This is a genomic window from Mycolicibacterium sp. MU0053, assembly GCF_963378095.1.
GTDB lineage: Bacteria > Actinomycetota > Actinomycetes > Mycobacteriales > Mycobacteriaceae > Mycobacterium > Mycobacterium burgundiense.
The window spans coordinates 3,356,882-3,379,428 of the sequence record NZ_OY726397.1 but is presented as its reverse complement, the minus strand read 5'-3'; the positions used below and the strand labels follow the sequence as shown (position 1 = coordinate 3,379,428).

The window sequence follows — 22,547 nt, the reverse complement described above, 5'->3', positions numbered from 1 at the left end:
GCTTATATGCCTGTTCGCACGCCGCTACGCCCCGGTGAGCTCTCGCCGACCCGGCCGGTCCCCAAGTCGATCCCACGCCCCGAGTACGCGTGGCAGCCGACCGTGCGCGAGGGCAGCGAGCCCTGGGTGCAGACCCCCGAGGTCATCGAGATGATGCGGGTCGCGGGCCGGATCGCGGCCCGTGCGCTCGCCGAGGCCGGCAAGGCCGTGGCGCCCGGTGTGACGACCGACGAACTCGACCGGGTGGCCCATGAGTACATGCTGGACCACGGCGCCTATCCCTCGACACTGGGCTACAAGGGGTTCCCGAAGTCCTGCTGCACCTCGCTGAACGAGGTCATCTGCCACGGCATCCCGGACTCGACGGTCATCGAGGACGGCGACATCGTCAACATCGACGTCACCGCCTACCTCGACGGCGTGCATGGCGACACCAACGCCACCTTCCTGGCCGGCGATGTCTCCGAGGAGCACCGCCTGCTCGTCGAGCGCACCCATGAGGCCACCATGCGCGCCATCAAGGCGGTCAAGCCCGGGCGGCAGCTGTCGGTCGTCGGCCGGGTCATCGAAGCCTATGCAAATCGGTTCGGCTACAACGTAGTTCGCGACTTCACCGGACACGGCATCGGGACCACCTTCCACAACGGTCTGGTGGTGCTGCACTACGACGAGCCGTCGGTGCAGACCGTGCTGGAACCCGGGATGACCTTCACCATCGAGCCAATGATCAACCTGGGCGCGCTGGACTACGAGATCTGGGACGACGGCTGGACCGTCGCGACCACCGACCGCAAATGGACGGCGCAATTCGAGCACACCCTGGTGGTCACCGACGACGGCGCCGAAATCCTCACCCTCCCGTGAGCCGTCGCTCCGCGGCGTGGCTGCTCGCGGGCCTGACGATGTGGGTGTGCGCCTGTGCGCCGACCTTGACCGGCACTCCCACCTGGCCGGGCGCCAAGCTGGACCGGGCGGTTCTCACCGAAGCGGACTTTCCACCCGGTGTGCAGTACTCCCGGATCATCGAGCAGCCGGGCCAACCCGACGGTGCCCAGTCGCCGCCGTCGATGTCGAGCATGCCGCCGAACTGTTCGGACGGCCTGACCAAGGTGATCGCGGCCTCGGCCGAGCGGGGGCCGGGCAGCGCCGTGAAATACAACGTCGGCTACGACGGCGCCCGCATCGCGATGACGGTGCTGTCGTGGCCGCTGGATCTGGCGGCGCTGGAGAACACCGCCGAGCGTTGCGCGAGCTTCGAGGTGTTCTTCGATGACGCGTCGCCCGGCATCCCGATGACCACCACCCGGCTGCCGGATGCCGAACGTGCCGCCGCCGACGGCGCCGACGTCTTGGTGTACCGGCAGAGCATGGAGTTGCCCGGGGAGCAGAGCACCATCTACATGGCGTTCGCCAACGTCGGGTCCATGGCGACCTTCGGATTGGTGACCGCCGAGCCGAACACCGCGATTCCCGTGAAAGCGTCACTGCCGCAGACTTTTCTGGACGTCTTCGGTCGACAGACGGCGCGGCTTCGTGACTTCTGATAGCAGGCTGAGAGTGGACAGCAGCCGCACAGAAACGGCGTCGGGCGACACCGACGCCCTGTACCGTGACCGCATGCCTCCGACGACGATGACCGTCGACGGCTTCCCGATCCCGGTCGACGTTTCCGGCCCGGAGACGGGCCCGGTCGTGGTCCTACTCGGCGCCGCCCAACAGGCGACCGCCGCCTATGACAGTGTCTGCCAACGGTTGCACACCGCGTCGTTGCGGACCGTGGTCATCGGGCCGGAGCCCCGCCTGAAGCCGGAGTCGGTGCTGGAAATCCTGGACTGGCTGACCGTGCCCTGGGCGGTGCTGGTCGGTGATCGCGCGGGCGCCGAGCTGGCCTGGGATCTGGCGGCCCGGCGCCTCGATCGGTTCACCGCGCTCGTGGTCGTCGACCGCGGACATCCGCGGGCCGCCGACTCCGACGGCGTGATCCGCGACGCCGACTGCCCGCCGGTGGAACTCAACACCACCGCCCTGGTGAGCACGGCCGCGGCGCGCTCGGTCGCGCTGGCCAGTCAGCAGTTCGTGTTCGGGGACTTCCGGGTGGTCGACCTGCTCGGCCGGCGCAACGCCGCCGAGTCCACCGCCCAGCTGGCCGGCGAGATCGTGTTGCGCACCAGCACGTGGTGAGCCAGCCCTATTCGGGTGCGGTGGCCGCGGTCCACGCCTGGGGCAGGCCGGGCTGACCCGGGAACAAGAAGTCGATGAAGGCCGCGGCCGTCGGCTGCGGCTCGTGGTTGGCCAGCCCGGGGCGCTCGTTGGCCTCGACGAACACGTACTCGTCGCGCGTGACGTCCGGGACCAGCAGGTCGATGCCGGTGACCGGGATGCCGATGGCCGCGGCCGCGGTGACCGCGACCCGGCACAACTCGGGGTGGACCTGGTCGGTGACGTCGTGAATGGTCCCGCCCTGATGCAGATTGGCCATCCGGCGCACCCGCAGCCGGGTGCCCTTGGGCAGCACGTCGTCGAAGGACCAGCCGGCCTCGGCCACGGTGTCGCGGGTGACGTCGTCGATCGGGATGCGGGACTCGCCGCCGGTGGCCGCCTCGCGCCGACGGCTCTGGGCCTCGATGAGTTCGGCCACGGTGTGGGTACCGGTTCCGGTGATCTCGGCGGGCTTGCGCAGCGCGGCGGCCACCACCTTGCCGTCGATCACCACCAACCGCAGGTCGTCGCCGGTGGCGCGCTGTTCGATCAGCACCTCCGGGTGTTGCTCGCGGGCGCGGACCAGTGCGGCGTCGAGCGCCTCGGAACTGCTGATCCCGACCGTGATGCCCTTGCCCTGTTCGCCGCGGGTCGGCTTGACGACGACATCGCCCACCTCGGCGAGGAACGCGTGGTCGGCCTCGTCGAAGGTCGCCAGCCGGCCGCGCGGAACCACGACGCCGGCCTCGCCGACGATCCGCCGCGTCAGTCGCTTGTCGTCGCAGCGGCTCATGGCGACCGCGGAGGTGAACTCCGACAGCGATTCGCGGGTGATCACGCTGCGACCGCCGTGGGTCAGCAGCATTTCGCCGGTCTCCGCGTCGAGCACCTCGACCCGGATGCCGCGGCGCATGGCCTCATCGGCGATGATGCGCGCGTACGGGTTGAGGTCGTCGACGGTCTCGGGGATCGGGGTGAACAACGGTTCGTTGATCGCGTTCTTGCGCTTGACCGCCAGCACCGGGACGCGCGTGAAGCCCAGCTTCTCGTACAGCGCGATCGCCGCCGAATTGTCATGGGCCACCGAAAGGTCCATGTAGGCGCGGCCCCGGTCGCGGAAGATCGACGCCAACTGCGCGGTGAGCGCGGCGCCGATGCCGGGCAGGCCCGCCGTCGGGTCCACGGCCAGGGTCCACAGGCTCGAGCCGTCCTCGGGGTCGGCGAACAGCCGGTGGTGATCGACACCGGTGACGGTCCCGATGATGCCGCCGTCGTCGCGCACCGCGACCAGATAGTCGACCGCGTCGGCGCGCAGGTGGTTCTCCCAGATCACGTCGGTGGGGGCGGGCACCATGCCGCACCGCACGAAGACGCGGTTGATCTCGTCGGCGTCCGAGGGGGATTCCAGGGTGCGGATGCTGAACCCGGACGGCGGTGGGGGTTCGGAGTGCGGCTCGCTGAAGCGCAGCCGGTAGGTGTGGCTGGGATCGATGAACAGCTCGTTGGGCGCCCGGGAGATCAGCACATGCGATTCGCGAGCGTAGATGCAGATGTCGCGCCGGCCGGGCCGTTCATGGGCCAGGGTGGCGGCCAGCACTTCGGGGTCGGCGAAGGTCTGGCCGAAAATCAGCCGGCCCCAACCTAATTCGAGCACCACGTCGTCGGCCATGGCGTCCACCAGATGCTGCGGCGAGGCGTCATGCAGCCCGAGTGTGATGGGTTCGCGGGCGGGGTCGCCGGGCGGGGAGTGCTCGACGGCATTCATCGTCACGCGGCCGGTCCGTCGATGCCGTGGCGCTGCAACCAGAGTTCGAGCAGCGCGATCTGCCACAATTCGTTGCCGCGCAGCGGCGTCAGCCGACCGTTGGGATCGGCCAGCAGACGGTCGACCGCGTCGGGTGCGAACAGTCCGCGCTCCTTGGCGGCCGGCGCGTAGAGCGCGTCGCGGACCATGTCGAGGTAGGGGCCTTCGAGGTGGGTGAGCGCCGGCACCGGGAAGTACCCCTTGGGCCGGTCGATGACCTCCGACGGGATGACTTGGCGAGCCGCCTGTTTCAACACCCCCTTGCCGTCGAGGGCGGTCTTGAGGTGCGGCGGGCAGCCCGCGGCCAGTTCGACCAGTTCGTGATCGAGGAACGGGACGCGGCCCTCCAGGCCCCAGGCCATGGTCATGTTGTCGACCCGCTTCACCGGGTCGTCGACGAGCATCACCATGGTGTCGAGTCGCAGCGCGCGATCGACCCCGGTCTCGGCGCCGGCCCGGGCGAAATGCTCGGTGACGAACCGCCCGCTGGGGTCGTCGGCGGCGACCACATCGCCCGGGGATCCGGCCACGAGGCGATCCATCGCGGCCTGATCACGGTCGAAGAAGGCGCCGCGGTAGCTGGCGACCGCGCCCTGCAGGCTGGCCGCGGACGGCTCCGCCATCGGCGGGTACCAGTGGTACCCCGCGAAGACCTCGTCGGCGCCCTGACCGGACTGCACCACCTTGACGTGCTTGGCGACCTCCTGGCTGAGCAGGTAGAACGCGACGCAGTCGTGGCTGACCATCGGCTCGCTCATGGCGCCGATCGCACCGTCGAGCGCCGGCAGCATGCGTTGGGTGTCGATCCGGATCTGATGGTGCTGCGTGTTGAAGCGCTCGGCGATGATGTCCGACCACTTGAACTCGTCGCCGGCGACGCCGCCGACCGACTCGAACCCGATGGAAAACGTCTGCAAACCGGTCTGTCCGGCCTCGGCGAGCAAGCCGACGATCAGGCTGGAATCGACGCCGCCGGACAACAGGCAGCCCACCGGAACGTCGGCGACCAGGCGGCGCTCGACCGCGCGTCGCAGCGAGTCGAGGACGGCGTCCTCCCAGTCCCGTTCGGTCCAGTCGGTGCGGTCGGCGTGGCGGGTGAAGTCCGGCGTCCAATACGTCGAGGTGTGCTGGGTGCCGTCGGGTTCGATGGCGATCAGGGTCGCCGGTGGCACCTTGCGGACGCCGCGCAGGATCGTCAGCGGCGGCGGGACCACGGAGTGGAAGCTCAGGTAGTGATGCAGCGCCACCGGGTCGATGCGGGTGTCCACCCCGCCGCCGGCCAGCAGCGCGGGCAGCGACGAGGCGAACCGGATGCGCCGGGAGTCCTCGGTGACATAAAGCGGCTTGATGCCGAGACGGTCACGGCCGAGCAGCACCCGCCCGCTGTCGCGCTCGACGATCGCAAACGCGAACATGCCGAACATCCGCTCGACGAATCGGTCACCCCAGTGGTGGTACGCCTTGAGCAACACCTCGGTGTCGCTGTGGGAGAAGAACCGGTAGCCGACCGAGATCAGCTCATCACGCAACTGCTTGTAGTTGTAGATGCAGCCGTTCCAGGCGATCGCCAGTCCCAGATCGGAGTCCACCATCGGCTGCGCGCCGGCCTCGGACAGATCGATGATCTTCAGCCTGCGGTGACCCAGTGCCACCCGGCCCTGGGACCAGGCTCCGGCGCCGTCGGGACCTCGCGGTGCCATGACGGCGGCCATCGCAGACACGGCAGCCACATCGGGTGTCCTGCCGTCGAGTCGGACCTCTCCGGTCGCTCCACACATCGGTTCGACCCTACCCCGATCTGCTCGTATCTCCAGTGGTCGTGCACCGCCGCCCCGGTGGTGCCGCTGATGCTGCTGATGTTTACCCGCGTCCCCCGAGTTCAAACCCGCGCGGCGGCGCGAAGAGACGTGTGTCACAGACCGTCGACCGCGCTGGGATCGTGACGCTCCGTGGGGATTTCGTCTTCGATGCCGGTGCGGTGAGAATGAGGCCGTTCGCCCACCGATACGGGAAGGGGTGCGTGGATCTTGAACGGCGCGGAGGCGGCTCGACCGGTGCTGGGGCTCACGACCTATCTGCAACAGGCGCAGACCGGGGTGTGGGATGTGCACGCGAGCTTCCTGCCGGCCGTCTACTTCGACGGGGTCACGAGGGCCGGCGGCATCGCGACGCTGCTGCCACCACAGCCGGTCACCGACGCGATCGCCGAGCAGGTGGTGGGCGGGCTGGACGGACTGGTGTTCACCGGCGGACCCGACATCGACCCGGCGACGTACGGGCAGGCCCGGCATCCGGCCACCGACGAACCGGCCCACGAACGCGACGCCTGGGAGTTCGCCCTGCTGCGCGCCGCGCTGGCGGACAACCTGCCGGTCCTGGGCATCTGCCGCGGCGCCCAGTTGCTCAACGTCGCACTCGGCGGCACGTTGCACCAGCACCTGCCCGACCTCGTCGGACACACCCGCCACCAGGTCGGCAACGCGGTTTTCAGCACGTCCGGGATCCGCACGGTGCCCGGCACCCGGGTGGCCGCGGTGGTCGGCGAGTCCACCGACGCGCAGTGCTACCACCATCAGGCCATCGCCACGCTCGGTCGGGGATTGATCGCCAGCGCGCACGACGCCGACGGAGTCATCGAGGCCGTCGAGGTCGACCCGCACGGCCAGGGGCCGCAGTTCTGCGTGGCCGTGCAATGGCATCCCGAGGAGCGCCTCGATGACCTGCGGTTGTTCAGCGCGGTGGTGGCGGCCGCCCGAGCGCGCCGCGGTCGGCGGGTCCCGGCGCGATGACCGGCACCGCGTGGTCGATCCTGCGGCACGGGTTCCTGGACTAGATTGAGGGGGATCATGGAGCACGAACAGGGACCGCCCCAGGTCGTGTTGGCGACCTCGGCGCTGGCGGATGTGGACATCGCGGGCTGGACGCAGCGGTTCGACCTGCTGTCGGACCCGGGCCGCCTGGAGATCCTGCTGGGACTGCACCGCGCGCCCGGCATCTGTGTCGGCGACCTGGCCGACGCGTTGAACCGTTCGGAGAACGCGGTCTCGCAGGCGCTGCGCGTGCTGCGCCAGCAGGGCTGGGTGTCGTCCACCCGGATCGGGCGGCAGGTCAGCTACCGGCTCGAGGACCCCACCGTGCACGACCTGTTGCACTGGATCGGCGCCGCCCACAACTAGGTGATTTCGGTGCGCCGGGAGGCGCTGAGCGCCCCCAGGCGCACCGAAATCGCGGGGGAGTCAGTGGCGCTTGGGCGCGGGCCAGGTCGGCTCGCCGCACAGGGCCAACAGTGCGTTCTCGACCACCTCGGGCAGGGCGGGGTGAATCCAGTATTGGCCGCGGGCCATGTCCTGGGCGCCGAGCCCGAAGCTCATCGCCTGGATCAGCGGCTGGATCAGCGTCGCGGCCTGGTGGCCCATGATGTGGGCGCCCAGGATCATCCCGTTGTCGGCGTTGACGATGATCTTGCACACCCCGGTGCCGTCTTCCATGGCCCAGCCGTAGGCGACGTCGCCGAAATCCTGGATTTTGACCTTGATGTCGAGATCCAATGCGCGGGCCTCGTTTTCGGTCAGGCCGACGTGGGCGACCTGGGGGTCGGTGAACACCGCCGAGGGCACGTACCGGTGATCGGCGCTCGCGAGCGCATCGGTGTCCGCCCACTCCTGCAGCAGGTTGTGGCGCACCACCCGGGCTTCCATGTTGGCGACGTGCTTGAGCTGATAATCCGAGGAGACGTCGCCGAGCGCGAAAATGCCCCGGGCGCTGGTGCGTTGATACTCGTCGACGACAACCTGACCGGCGCTGGTCACCTCGACGCCGGCCAGCTTGGCGTCGAGCAGATCGCCGTTCGGCCGGCGGCCGGTGGCCACCAGTACCGCATCGGCGCGCAGCATCGAGCCGTCGTCGAGTTCCACCGTGGTGCCCGCATCGTCGGTGCGCCCGCCGGTGACCGTGCGACCGAACAGCACCTCCCACTTGCGTGACGCGATGTCGGTGAACCGTTCGCCGATGTCGTCGTCGCAGTGCGACAGCAGCGTCGCACCGCGCAGCACCAGCGTCACGCGAGATCCCAACGCGGAGAACACATGAGCGAACTCGGCGGCAACGAATCCGCCGCCGACGATCACCAGATGTTCGGGCACCTCGGGGATCCGCATGATGGTGTCGCTGGTGTGCCACTTGATGTCGCTCGCACCGATCGCCGGTGGCACCATCGCGCGCGCGCCCGCGGCGATCACCACCTGATCGGAGGTGAACTCGGCACCGGCCTCGGTGCGCAGCAGATGGCGACCGTCGCCGCGGGTGGGGCCGAACTTCGTGTGGCCGTCGAACACGGTGACGTTGGGGGAGGAGCGTCGATACCGCTCGCCGCCCAACGCGATGGGATCGATGCGACCGAACACCCGCGAGACGATGTCGCGCCAGCGCACCCCGTCGATCCGGGCGTCGACACCGAAGCGGGCGCTGTCGCGGATCGTGTTGGCGACCTCGGCCGCGTAGACGAACATCTTGGTCGGGATGCAGCCGACGTTGAGGCAGGTGCCGCCGAAGGTGCCCTGCTCGCAGATGGCGACCCGCTTCGATTCGTAGCGCTCGTCGAGGATCGAGTTGCCCGAGCCCGTACCGATGATGGTCAGATCGAAGTGGTCCACGTCAGCCCTGTCTGGTTGTCTCGGAGGTCTCGGCGGTGCTGCTGCCCAGGTAGCGGTCCAGCCAGCGGTCGAGTTCGGCATAGGCCGCGGCCCGCGGCGCGGGCAGCGACAGGAATACGTCGTGTTTGGCGTCGGCGATCGGGGCGATCGTGGTGTGGTTGCCGACGCAACCGGCCCACCGGGCGATGTGCCGGACGTCGAGGACGGCGTCGCCGCGCTGCATGGCCTCGGGGTCGTCGCGGGTCTCGGCGACCGAGTGATCCGAGCGCAGGATCAGGTTGGGCACACCGACATCGAGGCCGCGGTGCAGTCGGGCGTGGCCGCGGCGCACCGCGTTGATCCAGCCGACCGTGATCGGGAACCCGCCCACCGGCTTCCAGTCCAGGTTGTAGTCGAATTCGCCGTGGAAGTCCCGGTGCAGCGTGGTGCCGTAGCCGCCCTCTTTCGGTTTGCGCACCACGCGCGTCTTGCGCATCCGCGCCAAGGCGATCAGCGCCGCCGAGGTGGGCGCGGCCCGCAGGATCGAGGGCCCGTGCAGATCGAAGAACGGGCTGTTGAGGACCAGGCCGCCGACACCGAGGGCGGCGGTCAGATCCCGCCGGCGCAGCCGGTCCAGCCACAGCGTGACGACCAGTCCGCCGGCGGAGTGGCCCACGACGCATACCCGGGCGCCGTCGGTTTCGGCGGCGATGACCGCCAGCGCCCGTTCCAGTTCGAGGTGGTAGCGGGCCAGGTCGGTGGTGAAGTGCGGGGTCTGCCCGGGTTGCCAGGACCGGCCACATTTGTGCAGGTCCAGGGCGTAATAGGCGAGCCCGCGGGCCGCGAACCGGTCGGCCATCTCGGTGTTGAAGAAGTAGTCGGTATAGCCGTGCACGCCGAGCACCGCGTGCCGCGCCGGGGCGGCGGGACCGCGACGCACCAGGGTCGCGATGAGGTCGCCCTCGCCGTCGGGGTCGGCGCCCAGTTCCATCCTGTGCTGGTGGTAGCCGGGTAGGACGTCGGCCTCCCATACCGTCACGGTTCAACCTTAGCTGCGGCCGGTGTCTGGAAGATCACCTGACTCGCCGGATTAACACGCACCGCGGCGGGCTAACCTGAGACGACCCCACATGACCGGGCTCGGTACCTCGGTCAACAGACGACGCGCGAAGGACCAACGATCCGGTGTCAGATGCCAACGTAGAAAAAACCGACGTAGTGCTGGTGGGCGCCGGCATCATGAGCGCCACCCTGGGAGCCTTGCTGCGCCTCGTCGAACCGAACTGGTCGATCACGCTCATCGAACGCCTGGACGGCGCCTCGGCCGAGAGCAGCGATCCGTGGAACAACGCCGGCACCGGACACTCGGCGCTGTGCGAGTTGAACTACACCCCCGAGCGCCCGGACGGGTCGATCGACATCAAGAAGGCCGTCACGGTCAATGAGCAGTTCCAGGTGTCGCGCCAGTTCTGGGCGCACGCCGTCGAGAACGGCGTGCTGACCGATGTGCGCAGCTTCATCAACCCGATCCCGCATGTCAGCTTCGTGCAGGGCCCGGAGCGGATCGACTATCTGCGCCGCCGCCGCGAGGCGCTGGTGCACAACCCGCTGTTTGCGAACATGGAGTTCATCGACAGCCCCGACGAATTCGCGCGGCGCCTGCCGTACATGGCCGCCGGCCGGGACTTCTCCGAACCGGTCGCGCTGAACTGGGCCGACGACGGCACCGACATCGACTTCGGCTCCCTGTCCAAGCAACTCATCGGCTACGGCGCCCGCAACGGCACCACCGTGTTGTTCGGCAACGAGGTCCGCGATCTGTCGAAGCAGTCCGACGGCAGCTGGCTGGTCAAGGTCCGCAACCGGCGCACCGGCGCGACCCGCAAGATCAACGCGCGGTTCGTCTTCGTCGGTGCCGGTGGCGCCGCGCTGCCGCTGTTGCAGAAGTCCGGGATCGCCGAGGCCAAGGGCTACGGTGGATTCCCGGTCGGCGGGCAGTTCCTGCGTACCGCCAATCCCGCGGTGACCGCCGCACACCAGGCCAAGGTGTACGGCTTTCCGCCGCTGGGCGCCCCGCCGATGTCGGCCCCGCACCTGGACACCCGCTTCATCAACGGTAAGCAGTGGCTGCTGTTCGGGCCGTTCGCCGGCTGGACGCCGAAGTTCCTCAAGCAGGGGCACTTCACCGATCTGCCGTTGTCGGTCAAACCCAACAACGTGGCTTCCATGGTGAGCGTGGGGCTGACCCAGATGAGCCTGGTGAGCTACCTTGTCAGCCAGCTCATGCTGTCCGAGACCGACCGCGTGGACATGTTGCGCGACTTCGCGCCCACCGCAGTGGATGCCGATTGGGATCTGTCGGTGGCCGGTCAGCGCGTGCAGGTGATCAAGCCGGGAAACGGCAAGGGCGGCACACTGGAGTTCGGCACCACGGTGCTCACCGCCGCCGACGGCAGCATCGCCGGTCTGCTCGGCGCCTCGCCCGGGGCCTCGACCGCCGTGCCCGCCATGCTCGAGGTCATGGAGCGTTGCTTCGCCGACCGGTACAGCACCGCGTGGCAGAGCAAGCTCAAGGACATGATTCCGTCGCTGGGCACGGTGTTGTCCGACAACCCGGCGCTCTACGACGAGGTGTGGGCCTGGGGAACCAAGGTGCTGGGCCTCGGATCCGATTCCACGACAAGAGATTCCGAGCCGGTGACCGTGCCGTGACCGTGCTGCCGCGTCGGGCCTGGGCCAAGGATCTCGACGCTCCCACCCTCTACGAGCTGCTCAAGCTGCGGGTGGAAGTCTTCGTCGTCGAACAGGCGTGTCCCTACCCGGAACTCGACGGTCGCGACCTGCTCGCCGAGACGCGGCATTTCTGGCTCGAACAAGCCGACGGACCCGCCGCGCCCACCGTCATCTGCACGCTGCGGCTGACCGAGGAACACGCCGGCGGCCAGAAGGCGTTCCGGATCGGCCGGGTATGCACCCAGCGCAATGCGCGCGGCCGGGGCCACACCACCAGGCTGCTGCAGGCCGCGCTGGCCGAAGTCGGCGAGTATCCGTGCCGGATCCAACGCCCAGACCTATCTGCAGCCGATGTACGGCAAGCACGGGTTCATGCCCGACGGTGCGGAGTTCGTCGAGGACGGCATTCCGCACGTGCCGATGGTGCGACTGAGTGGTCGCAAAGAAGGTATGGCGCCGTCGTGAGCGCCGAGGAGAAGCGAGGAAGTCCCATCCACAGCCCATTTCCGTTCAGCGCGATCGTCGGCCACGACCAACTCCGGTTGGCGCTGGTGTTGTGTGCGGTCCGGCCCGAGATCGGCGGCGTGCTGATCCGTGGCGAGAAGGGCACCGCGAAGTCCACCGCGGTCCGTGCGCTGGCCGACATCTTGGCGCAGATCGACGACGCCCGGCTGGTCGAGCTGCCGATCGGGGCCACCGAGGACCGCGTGGTCGGGTCACTGGACCTGCAGAAGGTGCTTCGCGACGGCGAGCATGCGTTCTCGCCGGGCCTGCTCTCGCGCGCCCATCGCGGGGTGCTCTACGTCGACGAGGTCAACCTGCTGCACGACCATCTGGTCGATGTGCTGCTCGACGCGGCGGCCATGGGCCGCGTCCACGTCGAGCGCGACGGCGTCTCACACTCCTACGAGGCGCGCTTTGTGCTGATCGGCACGATGAACCCCGAAGAGGGCGAGTTGCGCCCGCAGCTGCTGGACCGTTTCGGCCTGACCGTCGACGTGCGCGCCTCCCGCGATGTCGAGGTGCGCACCGACGTCATCCGCGCCCGGTTGGCCTACGAGGCGGACCCATCGGCATTCGCCGCGAGATTCGCGGCCGCCGATGCCGAGCTGGCCCGCCGGATCGCCGACGCGCGGGCCCGGGTACCCCGGGTCGCACTCGGCGATGACGACCTGCGTCGGATCGCGGGGCTGTGCGCGGCGTTCGACGTCGACGGGATGCGGGCCGACCTGGTGGTGGCCCGCACCGCGGTCGCCCATGCCGCCTGGCGGGGCGCGGATCAGGTTGAGGTGGAAGACATCCGGGTGGCCGCCGAGCTGGCACTGCCGCACCGACGTCGGCGCGACCCGTTCGACGATCCCGGCCTGGATCCCGGTGCCCTGGACGAGGCGCTGCAGGACAGCGAGCCCGAGCCGGATCCCGATCCGCCCGGCGGTGGTAGCCCCGATCCCGCCGAGGCGTCCGAACCTGCCGAGCCCCAAGGCGATTCGGCGGTCACCGGGCCGGCCCCCAGCACCCCCAGCGCGCCGCCGGCCCCGGCGTTCCGCACCCGCGCCCTGCGGGTGCCCGGTGTGGGCGAGGGTGCCCCCGGACGTCGATCGACGGCCCGCAACCGGACCGGCGGGGTGGTCGGCGTCAGCCCGACCGACGCGGGCGACGGTCTGCACGTCTTCGCCACCGTGCTCGCCGCGGCCTCCCGCTCGAGCGGGCCGGGTCGGATCCGGCCCGCGGCCGCCGATGTGCGCCAGGCGATCCGCGAGGGCCGCGAGGGCAACCTGGTGATCTTCCTGGTGGACGCCTCGGGGTCGATGGCCGCGCGGGACCGGATGTCGGCGGTCAGCGGTGCGGCGCTGTCGCTGCTGCGCGACGCCTACCAACGTCGGGACAAGGTCGCCGTCGTCACCTTCCGCGGCGCCGAGGCGCAGGTGTTGTTGCCGCCCACCTCGTCCTCGCATATCGCCTCGCGGCGGCTGACCCGGTTCGACACCGGCGGGAAAACTCCGCTGGCGCAAGGACTGTTGCGCACCGCCGAACTGGTCCGCCGGGAGAAGGCCCGCGACCGCACCCGTCGGCCGCTGGTGGTGGTGTTGACCGACGGCCGCGCCACCGGGGGCGTCGATCCGTTGGGACGCACCAAGATCGCCGCGGCGCGGCTGGTGGCCGAGGGTGCGGCGGCGGTGGTGATCGACTGCGAGAACTCCTACATCCGGCTGGGTCTGGCCGCCGATTTGGCCACCGCCCTGGACGCGCCGGTGCTGCGGCTGGAGCAACTGCGGGCGGACGTGCTGACCGACGTCGTGCGCGACGCCGCCTGAGCGCGGGGGAGAAGCACCCATGCCGCAGCCCCGCTCCATCGCGCCGGCGGTGGTCATCGCCGCACCGTCCTCGGGCAGCGGAAAGACCACGGTGGCAACGGGTTTGATGGCCGCCCTGCGTCATGCCGGCCACCGGGTCGCCGGTTTCAAGGTGGGCCCGGACTTCATCGATCCGGGCTATCACGCGCTGGCCACCGGCCGGCCCGGCCGCAACCTGGACCCGGTGCTGGTCTCTCCGGCGCAGATCGCACCGCTGTACGCCCACGGCGTCGGGGGCTGCGACATCGCGGTGGTAGAGGGCGTGATGGGTTTGTTCGACGGCCGCATCGATCCCGAATGCAGCGGCCCGGCAGAAGGTTCCACCGCAGCGGTGGCATCGTTGCTGGGCGCCCCGGTGATCCTGGTGGTGGATTCCCGCGGTCAAAGCCACAGCATCGCCGCGCTGCTGCACGGCTTCTCGACGTTCGATCCCGGCACCCGACTGGCCGGGGTGATCCTCAACCGGGTCGGCAGCAGCCGTCATGAACAGGTGTTGCGACAGGCCTGCGAGGTGGCGGGCATCCCGGTGCTCGGTGCGATCCCGCGCGTTGACGACCTCGTCGTCCCGTCGCGTCATCTCGGGCTGATCACCGCGGTCGAACACGGCGCGGAAGCGCACGCCGCGGTGGCGGCCATGGGCGAACTGGCGGGCCGCCACGTCGATCTCGCGGCGGTGCTGCGCGTTGCCACCTCGGGGGTGGCGGTCGAGCAGTGGCGCGCCGCCGACGCGATCGGTGAACCGGTCGCCGGCAACCCGGTGGTGGCGCTGGCGGCCGGTCGGGCGTTCAGCTTCAGCTATGCCGAGCACGCCGAACTGCTGCGGGCCGCCGGCGCCCACGTCGTCGAGTTCGACCCGCTCACCGACCCGCTGCCCGAGCAGGCCGCGGCTTTGGTGCTGCCGGGCGGCTTCCCCGAGCAGTATCCCGGTGAGCTCTCGGCCAACCACGCCCTGCGCGACGGGGTGCGGGCGCTGGCGAAACGCGGCGCGATCTACGCCGAGTGCGCGGGACTGACGTATCTGATGGGTGATCTCGACGGTCACCCGATGTGTGATGTGCTGCACGGTTCGGCGCGCTTCACCGAGCGGCTTACCCTGGGCTATCGCGACGCGGTCGCCGCGGCCGACTCGGTGCTGCACACCACCGGCGCTCGCGTCACGGGACACGAATTCCACCGCACCGCAGTCGATTTCGCCCAACCGTATCCGCCGGCATGGAAGTATCGGCTGCCGGGCGGCAGTACGGTCAGCGACGGCGCGGTGCACGGTGGCGTGCATGCGTCCTATCTGCATATCCACCCCGTTGCCACCCCGGCCGCGGTCCGTCGCTTCGTGGCGTATGCCGCAGCGTCTAAGCTCGGCGAGTGACCGATAACGCCTATCTCGTCGGCCTGCGACTCGCCGGTAAAAAGGTTGTCATGGTCGGCGGCGGCACGGTGGCGCAACGACGCCTCGGCCTACTCGTGTCCAGCGGCGCCGACGTGCATGTCATCACCCGCGCCGCCACCCCGGCGGTCGAGGCGATGGCGGGCGCGACGGTAATCCTGCGTGACTACCGCGACGGCGACCTCGCCGACGCCTGGTACGTGATCGCCGCCACCGACGACCCGGCCGTCAACGCGGCCGTGGTGGCCGAGGCCGATCGACGGCAGATCTTCTGTGTGCGCGCCGACATCGCCCGCGAGGGAACGGCGCTGACCCCGGCCACCTTCGAGTACGACGGATTGTCCGTCGGTGTGCTCGCCAGCGGTGAGCACCGCCGCTCGGCCGCCATCCGGACCGCCATCCGCGAAGCCCTGCAGGCCGGCGTGATCGTCGAGGCGCAGGGCGGCGAGGGGCCCACCGCCCGCAAGGGCACCGTGGCGCTGGTCGGCGGCGGCCCTGGCGACCCCGAACTGGTGACGGTGCGGGGACGGCGCCTGCTCGCGCAGGCCGATGTGGTGGTCGCCGACCGGTTGGCGCCCGCGGACCTGCTGGCCGAGTTGCCGGCGCACGTCGAGGTGATCGACGCCGCCAAGATTCCGTACGGCCGGGCGATGGCCCAGGACGCGATCAACGAACTGCTGATCAACCGCGCGCGGGCCGGCAACTTCGTGGTGCGGTTCAAGGGCGGCGATCCGTTCGTCTTCGCGCGCGGCTATGAGGAAGTCCTCGCCTGCACCGAGGCTGGCATCCCCGTCACAGTTGTTCCGGGCGTCACCAGCGCCATCGGGGTGCCGGCGCTGGCCGGTGTTCCGGTGACCCATCGCGGCGTCAACCACGAATTTGTGGTGGTCAGCGGCCATTTGGCGCCGGATCACCCCGAATCGTTGGTGAACTGGTCCGCGCTGGCGGCAATGTCCGGCACCATCGTGTTGATGATGGGCGTCGAACGGATCGAATTGTTCGCCGAGGTGTTGCGCAAGGGCGGCCGACCTGCGGAGACGCCGGTGATCGCGATCCAGCACGGCACCACCGCCGCCGAACGCGTGGTGCGCGCGCGGCTCGATGACATCGCGGAGACCATCCGCTCCGAGCACATCCGACCGCCCGCGATCATCGTGATAGGGCAGGTCGTGGGCCTGCAGGACGCGCTCGGCGAGTCCTGAGGCGCGTCGGGGCGGGTGCGGTCCCGCCGGGGCCGCGGCAGTGCCGGACCAGATCTCAGTTCGGTGTCACCCTGACCAACCGAGCTTAAGCATCTCTTAATATTACTGTAGGGTAGCTCGCTATGACGGCTCTCAACGATGCAGAGCGGGCGGAGTCTGCCAAGGCTGGAGGTCGCGTGTTGCCGGTTCCGGTCGACAAATCGCTGCCGGCCTGGCTGCCGTCGCGGCGATTCATCTACGCAGTGGTCGCCATCGGCGGCATGCAGCTGCTGGCGACGATGGACAGCACCATCGCAATCGTCGCGTTGCCACGCATCCAGGACGAACTGGGGCTGTCCGACGCGGGCCGCAGCTGGGTGATCACCGCGTACGTGCTGACCTTCGGCGGGCTGATGCTGCTGGGCGGCCGACTCGGCGACACGATCGGACGCAAGCGCACCTTCATTGTCGGCGTCGCGCTGTTCACCATCGCCTCGATCCTGTGCGGTATCGCCTGGGATGAGGCCACGCTGGTGATCGCGCGGCTGCTGCAGGGTGTCGGCGCGGCCATCGCGAGTCCGACGGGTCTGGCGTTGGTGGCCACCACCTTCCCGAAGGGACCGGCACGCAACGCCGCCACCGCGGTGTTCGCCGCGATGACCGGCATCGGCTCGGTGATGGGCCTGGTGGTCGGCGGTGCGCTGACCGAGGTGTCCTGGCGGCTGGCGTTCCTGGTCAACGTGCCGATCGGGGTGCTGGTGATCTATCTGGCGCACGCCACCCTGCGCGAGACCCAACGCGAGCGGATGAAGCTGGACGCGGCCGGCGCACTGCTGGCCACGCTGGGCTGCACCGCCGCGGTGTTCGGCTTCTCCAGCGGTCCCGAACACGGCTGGCTGACTCCGATAACGCTGGGCTCCGGGGCGGCGGCGTTGGTCTTTGCGGCGGCGTTCATCGTGGTCGAGCGCTCCGCGGTCAACCCCGTCGTGCCCTTCGAACTGTTCCGCGACCGCAACCGGCTGGCCACCTTCGCCGCCATCTTCCTGGCCGGCGGTGTGCTGTTCACGCTGACCGTGCTCATCGGCCTGTACGTGCAGGACATCTTGGGCTACAGCGCCCTGCGCGCCGGCATCGGCTTCATCCCGTTCGTGATCGGCATGGGGATCGGCCTCGGCGCATCGTCGCAGCTCGTGCGGCTGTTCCCGCCGCGAATCCTGGTCATCGTCGGCGGTGTCATCGTGCTCGGGGCGATGTTGTACGGCTCCACGCTGAATGCCGGCATCCCGTACTTCCCGAACCTGGTCGTCCCGATCACCGTCGGCGGTATCGGCATCGGCATGATCGTGGTGCCGCTGACGCTGTCGGCGATCGCCGGGGTGGGCTTCGACCAGATCGGTCCGGTATCGGCGATCGCGCTCATGCTGCAGAGCCTCGGCGGCCCGCTGGTGCTGGCCATCATCCAGGCCGTCATCACCTCGCGCACGCTGTATCTGGGCGGCACCACCGGCCCGGTCAAGAACATGAACGAGGCGCAGATGGCGGCGCTGGACTCCGGCTACACCTTCGGTCTGCTGTGGGTGGCCGCCGTCGCGGTGCTGGTCGGCGCCGCGGCGCTGTTCATCGGCTACACCGCCAAGCAGGTCGCCCACGCCCAGGAAGTCAAGGACGCGCTCGACGCCGGTGAGCTGTAGCGCGCTCGGGCCCGCCGCGTCCGACCCAGCCGTCTCCGGGCGGCGCGGACCCGCTCAGTAAGCTGGCCCGCTGTGATCACCCGTATGTCGCAGCTGTTCCTTCGGACGCTTCGAGACGACCCCGCCGACGCCGAAGTTCCCAGCCACAAGCTGCTCATCCGGGCCGGCTACATCCGGCCGATCGGCCCTGGCCTCTACAGCTGGCTGCCGCTGGGGCTGCGGGTGTTGCGCCGCATCGAGCAGGTCGTCCGCGACGAGATGGCCGCCATCGGTGGGCAGGAGATCCTGTTCCCGGCGCTGCTCCCGAGGGCGCCGTATGAGACCACGAACCGATGGACCGAATACGGCGACACGTTGTTCCGGCTGCACGATCGCCGCGGCAACGACTACCTGCTGGGCCCCACCCACGAGGAACTGTTCACCCTGACGGTCAAGGGGGAGTACAGCTCCTACAAGGACTTCCCGCTGATCCTGTTCCAGATCCAGACCAAGTACCGCGACGAGGCCCGCCCGCGGGCCGGCATCCTGCGCGGACGCGAGTTCATCATGAAGGACTCGTACTCGTTCGACGTGGACGACAGCGGCCTCAAGAACGCCTACCACGCGCACCGGGAGGCCTATCAGCGCATCTTCGGCCGCCTCAACGTCAACTACGTGATCGTCTCTGCGGTCTCGGGTGCGATGGGCGGCAGCGCCTCGGAGGAATTTTTGGCCGAGAGCGAGGTCGGCGAGGACACCTTCGTGCGGTGCCCGGAATCGGGCTACGCCGCCAACGTGGAGGCGGTGGTCACCACCCCGCCCGAGCCGATCCCGTTTGACGGGCTGCCCGATCCGGTCGTCCACGACACCGGCGACACCCCGACCATCGCGACCCTGGTCGAGTGGGCCAACACCGCCGGGCTGGGCCGCGAGATCACCGCGGCCGACACGCTCAAGAACGTGCTGCTCAAGGTGCGCGAACCCGGCGGCGAGTGGGAGTTGCTGGCGATCGGGGTCCCTGGCGACCGCGAGGTCGACGACAAGCGACTGGCCGCGGCGCTGGAACCGGCCGAGTACGCCATGCTCGACGACGGCGACTTTGCGCGCCACCCCTTCCTGGTCAAGGGGTATATCGGCCCGAAGGCATTGCAGGACAACGGGGTTCGTTATTTGGTGGACCCCAGGATCGTGGACGGCACCGCGTGGATCACCGGCGCGGACGCCCCCGGCAAGCATGTCGTCGACCTGGTCGCCGGCCGCGACTTCACCCCGGACGGCACCATCGAGGCCGCGGAGGTGCGCGACGGCGATCTCGCACCGGACGGACAGGGCCGACTGGTCAGCGCCCGCGGCATCGAGATCGGCCACATCTTCCAGCTGGGCCGCAAGTACGCCGACGCGTTTTCCGCCGACGTGCTCGACGAGAACGGCAAGCCGGTGCGGCTGACCATGGGTTCCTACGGGATCGGGGTCTCGCGGATGGTGGCCGTGCTCGCCGAGCAGCACCACGACGAGTTGGGGTTGCGCTGGCCGGCCAGCGTCGCGCCGTTCGACGTGCACCTGGTGATCGCGAACAAGGACGCCGCCGCGCGCGCCGGGGCCACCGAACTGGCCGGCGAGCTGGACACCCTGGGCCTCGACGTGCTGTTCGACGACCGGACGGCCTCACCGGGGGTCAAGTTCAAGGACGCCGAACTGATCGGGGTGCCCTGGATCGTGGTGGTCGGACGCGGCTGGGCTCAGGGCGTGGTCGAACTGCGCAACCGGTTCAGCGGTGAGACCCGGGAGATCGCGGTCGACGGCGGGGCCGCGGCGATTGCCGGCGCGCTGACCTGACCCGGCGCCGGACCTACTCGGCGCCGCCCGGGAACGCGCTGGTGACCGGCCAGATCTTGAGCACCTGCCGCCAGTGGGCGGCGTCGACGGCGCTCTGGGTCAGCGCCGAAACCGCATAGGTGCGTTCATCGCTGTTGTCGGTCTGTTCGACCACGGCACGCCACGCCACCGCGGCGTCGTTCTCCATCCGGAGCGCCAGGTTCGCCGCGTCGGCGGCGTCGTCGACCTGCATCGGCAGCTGATAACCGGGTGCCACCAACGGTGCCTCGACACCGCGTCGCTCGAGCATGCTCAGCAGGGCCTCGCGGTGGTCGCGGTGCGCGGTGATCGCCTTGGCCACCAGATAGTTGTCCTCGGGGGTGGAGCGCGCGGAGACAATGCCGTAGCCGTAGACGGTGGCGTGCTCGACGGTGAGCGCGTCGAAGAGGGCCGCGGCGGCCGGCTCCGAGGGCCGTTGCGGTTCGGGCGAGGTGACCGGCGATGTCATGAGGCCGCCTTCGGGGTCGGCAGGGTCACCGTGAACGACGCAGTGCAGGCCGCCGCGATCGAGGCCAGTAACCCGGCGCGGTAACCGGATTGGCCCGCCGCCAGGTCGGCGGCGTTGTCCGCGGCGCTGCGCAACGCGGCGACGACGTCGGCGACCGACGGCGCCGGCCCGGCCTGCGGTGTCGCGGTGGCGGAACCGGGCGGCGTGGTCGTCGCGGTCGCGACCGCGGTCGGCGTCGGCAACGGCTCGCCGGCCTCGCGCGCGATCTCCTCGGCCAGCGCCTGGGCGTGCTGAGTCCGCTCGGCGGCGATCTGGGTCAGCGCCGCAACCAGCGCCGGCGGCGCCGCGGTGGCCGCGCGGCGGGCCAGGTCGGCATCGGAGTCGGCCAGTTCCCGGGGTTTCTGCAGCGGATCGATCTCGGGCGGCGCGTCGGTGCCGCACGCGGTCGACGCTCCCGCTGTCACCGCGATCAACGCCAGCCCGATCACGCCGCGGCCGGCGCCCATCAACACCTCACGCCTGCGCACGGACCACATCCTGCCATCACCGCCGGGCGGCGTCGGCCGAGGCGCACCGCGATTGGCGTCAAGGCACTCGAATCCTGGCGTATCCTGGGTCATTGGTGTCGCGGGCAGTCCCGCGACTGCTGGCTGCACAATTCAAGATGAGGAGCCCCCACCGTGACGCAGCGCGCCGTATCTTCCGGGGGGCTACCCACGTCGCCGCAGGTGATCGAACTCCTCGGTGCCGAATTCGAACGCGCGGGATACGAAATCGAGGACGTCGTCATCGACACCGTCGCGCGTCCCGCCAGGATCGTGATCGTCGCCGACGGTGACACCGCCCTGACGCTGGACGCCGTTGCCGAGTTGTCCCGGGCGGCATCACAACTGCTCGATGGCGTGCCCGAGGTCACTGCGGCGTACGTCCTGGAGGTGACCTCCCCGGGCGTCGACCGCCCGCTGACAGATCCCAAGCACTTCCGCCGCGCGCGGACCCGCAAGGTGGCGCTGGAACTGGCCGACGGAACCACGCTGACCGGACGCGTCGCGGCCGTCGAGGACGGCCTGCTGCACGTCGTGGTCCGGGACCGGTCGGACTGGTCGGTGCGCCAACTCAATCTCGACGACATAGTCAAAGCTGTTGTCCAAGTGGATTTTTCCGCACCCGGCAAGCGTGAATTGGAGCTGGTGGACCAAACCGGAAGGGGGGCCGATCAATGAACATCGACATGGCCGCACTGCACGCGATCGAAGCCGACCGGGGCATCCCGGCCGGTGAACTTCTCGAGACCATCAAGTCGGCGCTGTTGACCGCCTACCGCCACACCGAGGGCCACCAGCCCGATGCGAGCATCGACATCGACGTCAAGACCGGCGCGGTCAAGGTCATCGCGCGCGAGCACGACGACGAGGGTCGCGTCATCAGCGAATGGGACGACACCCCGGACGGTTTCGGCCGGATCGCGGCGACCACCGCCCGCCAGGTCATGCTGCAACGGTTCCGCGACGCCGAGAACGAGAAGCTCTACGGCGAGTTCTCGGCCCGTGAGGGCGACATCGTGGCGGGCGTCATCCAGCGCGACGCGCGCGCCAACGCCCGCGGCGAAGTGGTGTTGCGGATGGGCAGCGAAACCAAGTACTCCGAGGGCATCATTCCGGCCTCCGAGCAGGTGCCCGGCGAATCCTACGAGCACGGCGACCGGCTGCGGTGTTTCGTGCTCGGCGTGACCCGCGGCGTGCGCGAACCCCAGATCAGACTGTCGCGGACCCATCCGAACCTGGTGCGCAAGCTGTTCTCGCTGGAGGTTCCCGAGATCGCCGACGGCTCGGTGGACATCGTCGCCGTTGCCCGGGAGGCCGGCCACCGTTCGAAGATCGCGGTGACCTCGCGCGTCTCGGGCCTCAACGCCAAGGGCGCGTGCATCGGTCCGATGGGCCAGCGCGTGCGCAATGTGATGAGCGAACTCTCCGGCGAGAAGATCGACATCATCGACTACGACGAGGATCCGGCCCGGTTCGTGGCCAACGCGCTCTCGCCGGCCAAGGTGGTCTCGGTGTCGGTCATCGACCCCAACACCCGCGCCGCGCGTGTCGTGGTTCCGGACTTTCAGCTGTCGCTCGCGATCGGCAAGGAAGGACAGAACGCCCGGCTGGCGGCGCGCCTGACGGGTTGGCGCATCGACATTCGCAGCGACGCCGAAACCCCTGCCGAGCAGGCCGGGGCCGCCGGGACGCCGCGCAGCGGCGCGCCCGAGAGTTAGCCGAC

At 69.6% G+C, this 22,547-nt stretch carries 18 protein-coding genes and 2 pseudogenes; 14 read left to right on the top strand and 6 right to left on the bottom strand.

Translation table 11 applies throughout. The features are described from left to right. The first annotated feature begins 6 nt into the window (after positions 1 to 6). The 3 genes from map to RCP80_RS15845 all read left to right on the top strand — a co-directional run bounded on the left by map (position 7) and on the right by RCP80_RS15845 (position 2,181). Positions 7 to 864 (top strand): type I methionyl aminopeptidase, encoded by an 858-nt coding sequence (gene map, locus RCP80_RS15855; protein WP_308478582.1) that lies wholly within the window; start codon positions 7 to 9, stop codon positions 862 to 864. Beyond that, positions 861 to 1,544 carry a hypothetical protein gene (locus RCP80_RS15850; protein WP_308478581.1) on the top strand — a complete coding sequence of 228 codons (684 nt, stop codon included), beginning with the start codon at positions 861 to 863 and terminating at the stop codon, positions 1,542 to 1,544. The genes map and RCP80_RS15850 overlap by 4 nt, the downstream gene beginning before the upstream one ends. 73 nt (positions 1,545 to 1,617) lie before the next feature. Beyond that, the gene (locus RCP80_RS15845; protein WP_308478580.1) at positions 1,618 to 2,181 is read left to right on the top strand and encodes an alpha/beta fold hydrolase; all 564 of its coding nucleotides are present in this window, start codon (positions 1,618 to 1,620) and stop codon (positions 2,179 to 2,181) included. A 7-nt stretch (positions 2,182 to 2,188) separates the two neighbouring features. Here RCP80_RS15845 and ngg read toward each other — a convergent pair whose 3' ends face one another. After that, entirely contained in the window at positions 2,189 to 3,964 is a 1,776-nt protein-coding gene (ngg, locus tag RCP80_RS15840; protein ID WP_308482874.1) for an N-acetylglutaminylglutamine synthetase, read from the bottom strand. 2 nt (positions 3,965 to 3,966) lie between these two features. Continuing rightward, positions 3,967 to 5,781, bottom strand: a complete 1,815-nt coding sequence (locus RCP80_RS15835) for an N-acetylglutaminylglutamine amidotransferase (RefSeq protein WP_308478579.1) — start codon at positions 5,779 to 5,781, stop codon at positions 3,967 to 3,969. 249 nt (positions 5,782 to 6,030) lie between these two features. Between RCP80_RS15835 and RCP80_RS15830 the strand changes: the two genes are divergently transcribed. Together RCP80_RS15830 and RCP80_RS15825 are read left to right on the top strand one after the other, a co-directional pair. Next, the gene (locus RCP80_RS15830) at positions 6,031 to 6,792 is read left to right on the top strand and encodes a gamma-glutamyl-gamma-aminobutyrate hydrolase family protein (protein ID WP_308478578.1); all 762 of its coding nucleotides are present in this window, start codon (positions 6,031 to 6,033) and stop codon (positions 6,790 to 6,792) included. 57 nt (positions 6,793 to 6,849) lie between these two features. Then, the gene (locus RCP80_RS15825) at positions 6,850 to 7,179 is read left to right on the top strand and encodes an ArsR/SmtB family transcription factor (RefSeq protein WP_308478577.1); all 330 of its coding nucleotides are present in this window, start codon (positions 6,850 to 6,852) and stop codon (positions 7,177 to 7,179) included. A gap of 60 nt (positions 7,180 to 7,239) precedes the next feature. Here the strand turns inward: RCP80_RS15825 and mtr are convergent, their stop codons facing one another. Both mtr and RCP80_RS15815 read right to left on the bottom strand, forming a co-directional pair. Then, complete coding sequence (mtr, locus tag RCP80_RS15820; RefSeq protein WP_308478576.1) at positions 7,240 to 8,655, bottom strand: mycothione reductase; 1,416 nt, start codon at positions 8,653 to 8,655, stop codon at positions 7,240 to 7,242. Position 8,656: 1 nt separating this feature from the next. Continuing rightward, entirely contained in the window at positions 8,657 to 9,673 is a 1,017-nt protein-coding gene (locus RCP80_RS15815; RefSeq protein WP_308478575.1) for an alpha/beta hydrolase, read from the bottom strand. A gap of 146 nt (positions 9,674 to 9,819) precedes the next feature. On the opposite strand from RCP80_RS15815, the gene mqo reads away from it, so the two are divergent. The 7 genes and pseudogenes from mqo to RCP80_RS15780 all read left to right on the top strand — a co-directional run bounded on the left by mqo (position 9,820) and on the right by RCP80_RS15780 (position 19,792). Further along, entirely contained in the window at positions 9,820 to 11,346 is a 1,527-nt protein-coding gene (mqo, locus tag RCP80_RS15810; RefSeq protein ID WP_308478574.1) for a malate dehydrogenase (quinone), read from the top strand. Continuing rightward, positions 11,343 to 11,832 (top strand): annotated as a pseudogene (locus RCP80_RS15805) (GNAT family N-acetyltransferase). The gene mqo and the pseudogene RCP80_RS15805 overlap by 4 nt, the downstream one beginning before the upstream one ends. A gap of 26 nt (positions 11,833 to 11,858) precedes the next feature. Beyond that, on the top strand, positions 11,859 to 13,682 hold the full coding sequence (locus RCP80_RS15800; protein ID WP_308482873.1) for a VWA domain-containing protein: 1,824 nt from the start codon (positions 11,859 to 11,861) through the stop codon (positions 13,680 to 13,682). A 19-nt stretch (positions 13,683 to 13,701) separates the two neighbouring features. After that, positions 13,702 to 15,087 (top strand): cobyrinic acid a,c-diamide synthase CobB, encoded by a 1,386-nt coding sequence (locus RCP80_RS15795; protein WP_308478573.1) that lies wholly within the window; start codon positions 13,702 to 13,704, stop codon positions 15,085 to 15,087. Next, a complete protein-coding gene (gene cobA, locus RCP80_RS15790) occupies positions 15,084 to 16,307 on the top strand; it encodes a uroporphyrinogen-III C-methyltransferase (protein WP_308478572.1) in 1,224 nt (407 codons plus the stop codon). Before RCP80_RS15795 ends, cobA begins: the two co-directional genes overlap by 4 nt. Positions 16,308 to 16,429: 122 nt before the next feature. Next, positions 16,430 to 17,977, top strand: a complete 1,548-nt coding sequence (locus RCP80_RS15785; protein WP_308478571.1) for an MFS transporter — start codon at positions 16,430 to 16,432, stop codon at positions 17,975 to 17,977. Between the two features lie 72 nt (positions 17,978 to 18,049). Continuing rightward, positions 18,050 to 19,792, top strand: coding sequence for a proline--tRNA ligase (locus tag RCP80_RS15780; protein WP_308478570.1), 1,743 nt, complete (start codon positions 18,050 to 18,052; stop codon positions 19,790 to 19,792). Between the two features lie 13 nt (positions 19,793 to 19,805). Here the strand turns inward: RCP80_RS15780 and RCP80_RS15775 are convergent, their stop codons facing one another. Both RCP80_RS15775 and RCP80_RS15770 read right to left on the bottom strand, forming a co-directional pair. Further along, the gene (locus tag RCP80_RS15775) at positions 19,806 to 20,279 is read right to left on the bottom strand and encodes a ferritin-like domain-containing protein (RefSeq protein WP_308478569.1); all 474 of its coding nucleotides are present in this window, start codon (positions 20,277 to 20,279) and stop codon (positions 19,806 to 19,808) included. After that, the gene (locus RCP80_RS15770) at positions 20,276 to 20,815 is read right to left on the bottom strand and encodes a hypothetical protein (RefSeq protein ID WP_308478568.1); all 540 of its coding nucleotides are present in this window, start codon (positions 20,813 to 20,815) and stop codon (positions 20,276 to 20,278) included. The genes RCP80_RS15775 and RCP80_RS15770 overlap by 4 nt, the downstream gene beginning before the upstream one ends. Positions 20,816 to 20,959: 144 nt before the next feature. On the opposite strand from RCP80_RS15770, the gene rimP reads away from it, so the two are divergent. After that, complete coding sequence (rimP, locus tag RCP80_RS15765) at positions 20,960 to 21,502, top strand: ribosome maturation factor RimP (protein ID WP_308478567.1); 543 nt, start codon at positions 20,960 to 20,962, stop codon at positions 21,500 to 21,502. Then, positions 21,499 to 22,537 (top strand): annotated as a pseudogene (gene nusA, locus RCP80_RS15760) (transcription termination factor NusA); the annotation flags it as partial. The gene rimP and the pseudogene nusA, both read left to right, overlap by 4 nt. Between the last annotated feature and the right edge of the window lie 10 nt (positions 22,538 to 22,547).

Excerpts from the sequence above, each read along its gene's own strand:
- map (WP_308478582.1), top strand. The coding sequence starts at position 7 with ATGCCTGTTCGCACGCCGCTACGCCCCGGTGAGCTCTCGCCGACCCGG.
- RCP80_RS15845 (WP_308478580.1), top strand. The coding sequence starts at position 1,618 with ATGCCTCCGACGACGATGACCGTCGACGGCTTCCCGATCCCGGTCGAC.
- ngg (WP_308482874.1), bottom strand. The coding sequence starts at position 3,964 with ATGAATGCCGTCGAGCACTCCCCGCCCGGCGACCCCGCCCGCGAACCC.
- RCP80_RS15835 (WP_308478579.1), bottom strand. The coding sequence starts at position 5,781 with ATGTGTGGAGCGACCGGAGAGGTCCGACTCGACGGCAGGACACCCGAT.
- RCP80_RS15825 (WP_308478577.1), top strand. The coding sequence starts at position 6,850 with ATGGAGCACGAACAGGGACCGCCCCAGGTCGTGTTGGCGACCTCGGCG.
- RCP80_RS15795 (WP_308478573.1), top strand. The coding sequence starts at position 13,702 with ATGCCGCAGCCCCGCTCCATCGCGCCGGCGGTGGTCATCGCCGCACCG.
- RCP80_RS15785 (WP_308478571.1), top strand. The coding sequence starts at position 16,430 with ATGACGGCTCTCAACGATGCAGAGCGGGCGGAGTCTGCCAAGGCTGGA.
- RCP80_RS15775 (WP_308478569.1), bottom strand. The coding sequence starts at position 20,279 with ATGACATCGCCGGTCACCTCGCCCGAACCGCAACGGCCCTCGGAGCCG.
- RCP80_RS15770 (WP_308478568.1), bottom strand. The coding sequence starts at position 20,815 with ATGTGGTCCGTGCGCAGGCGTGAGGTGTTGATGGGCGCCGGCCGCGGC.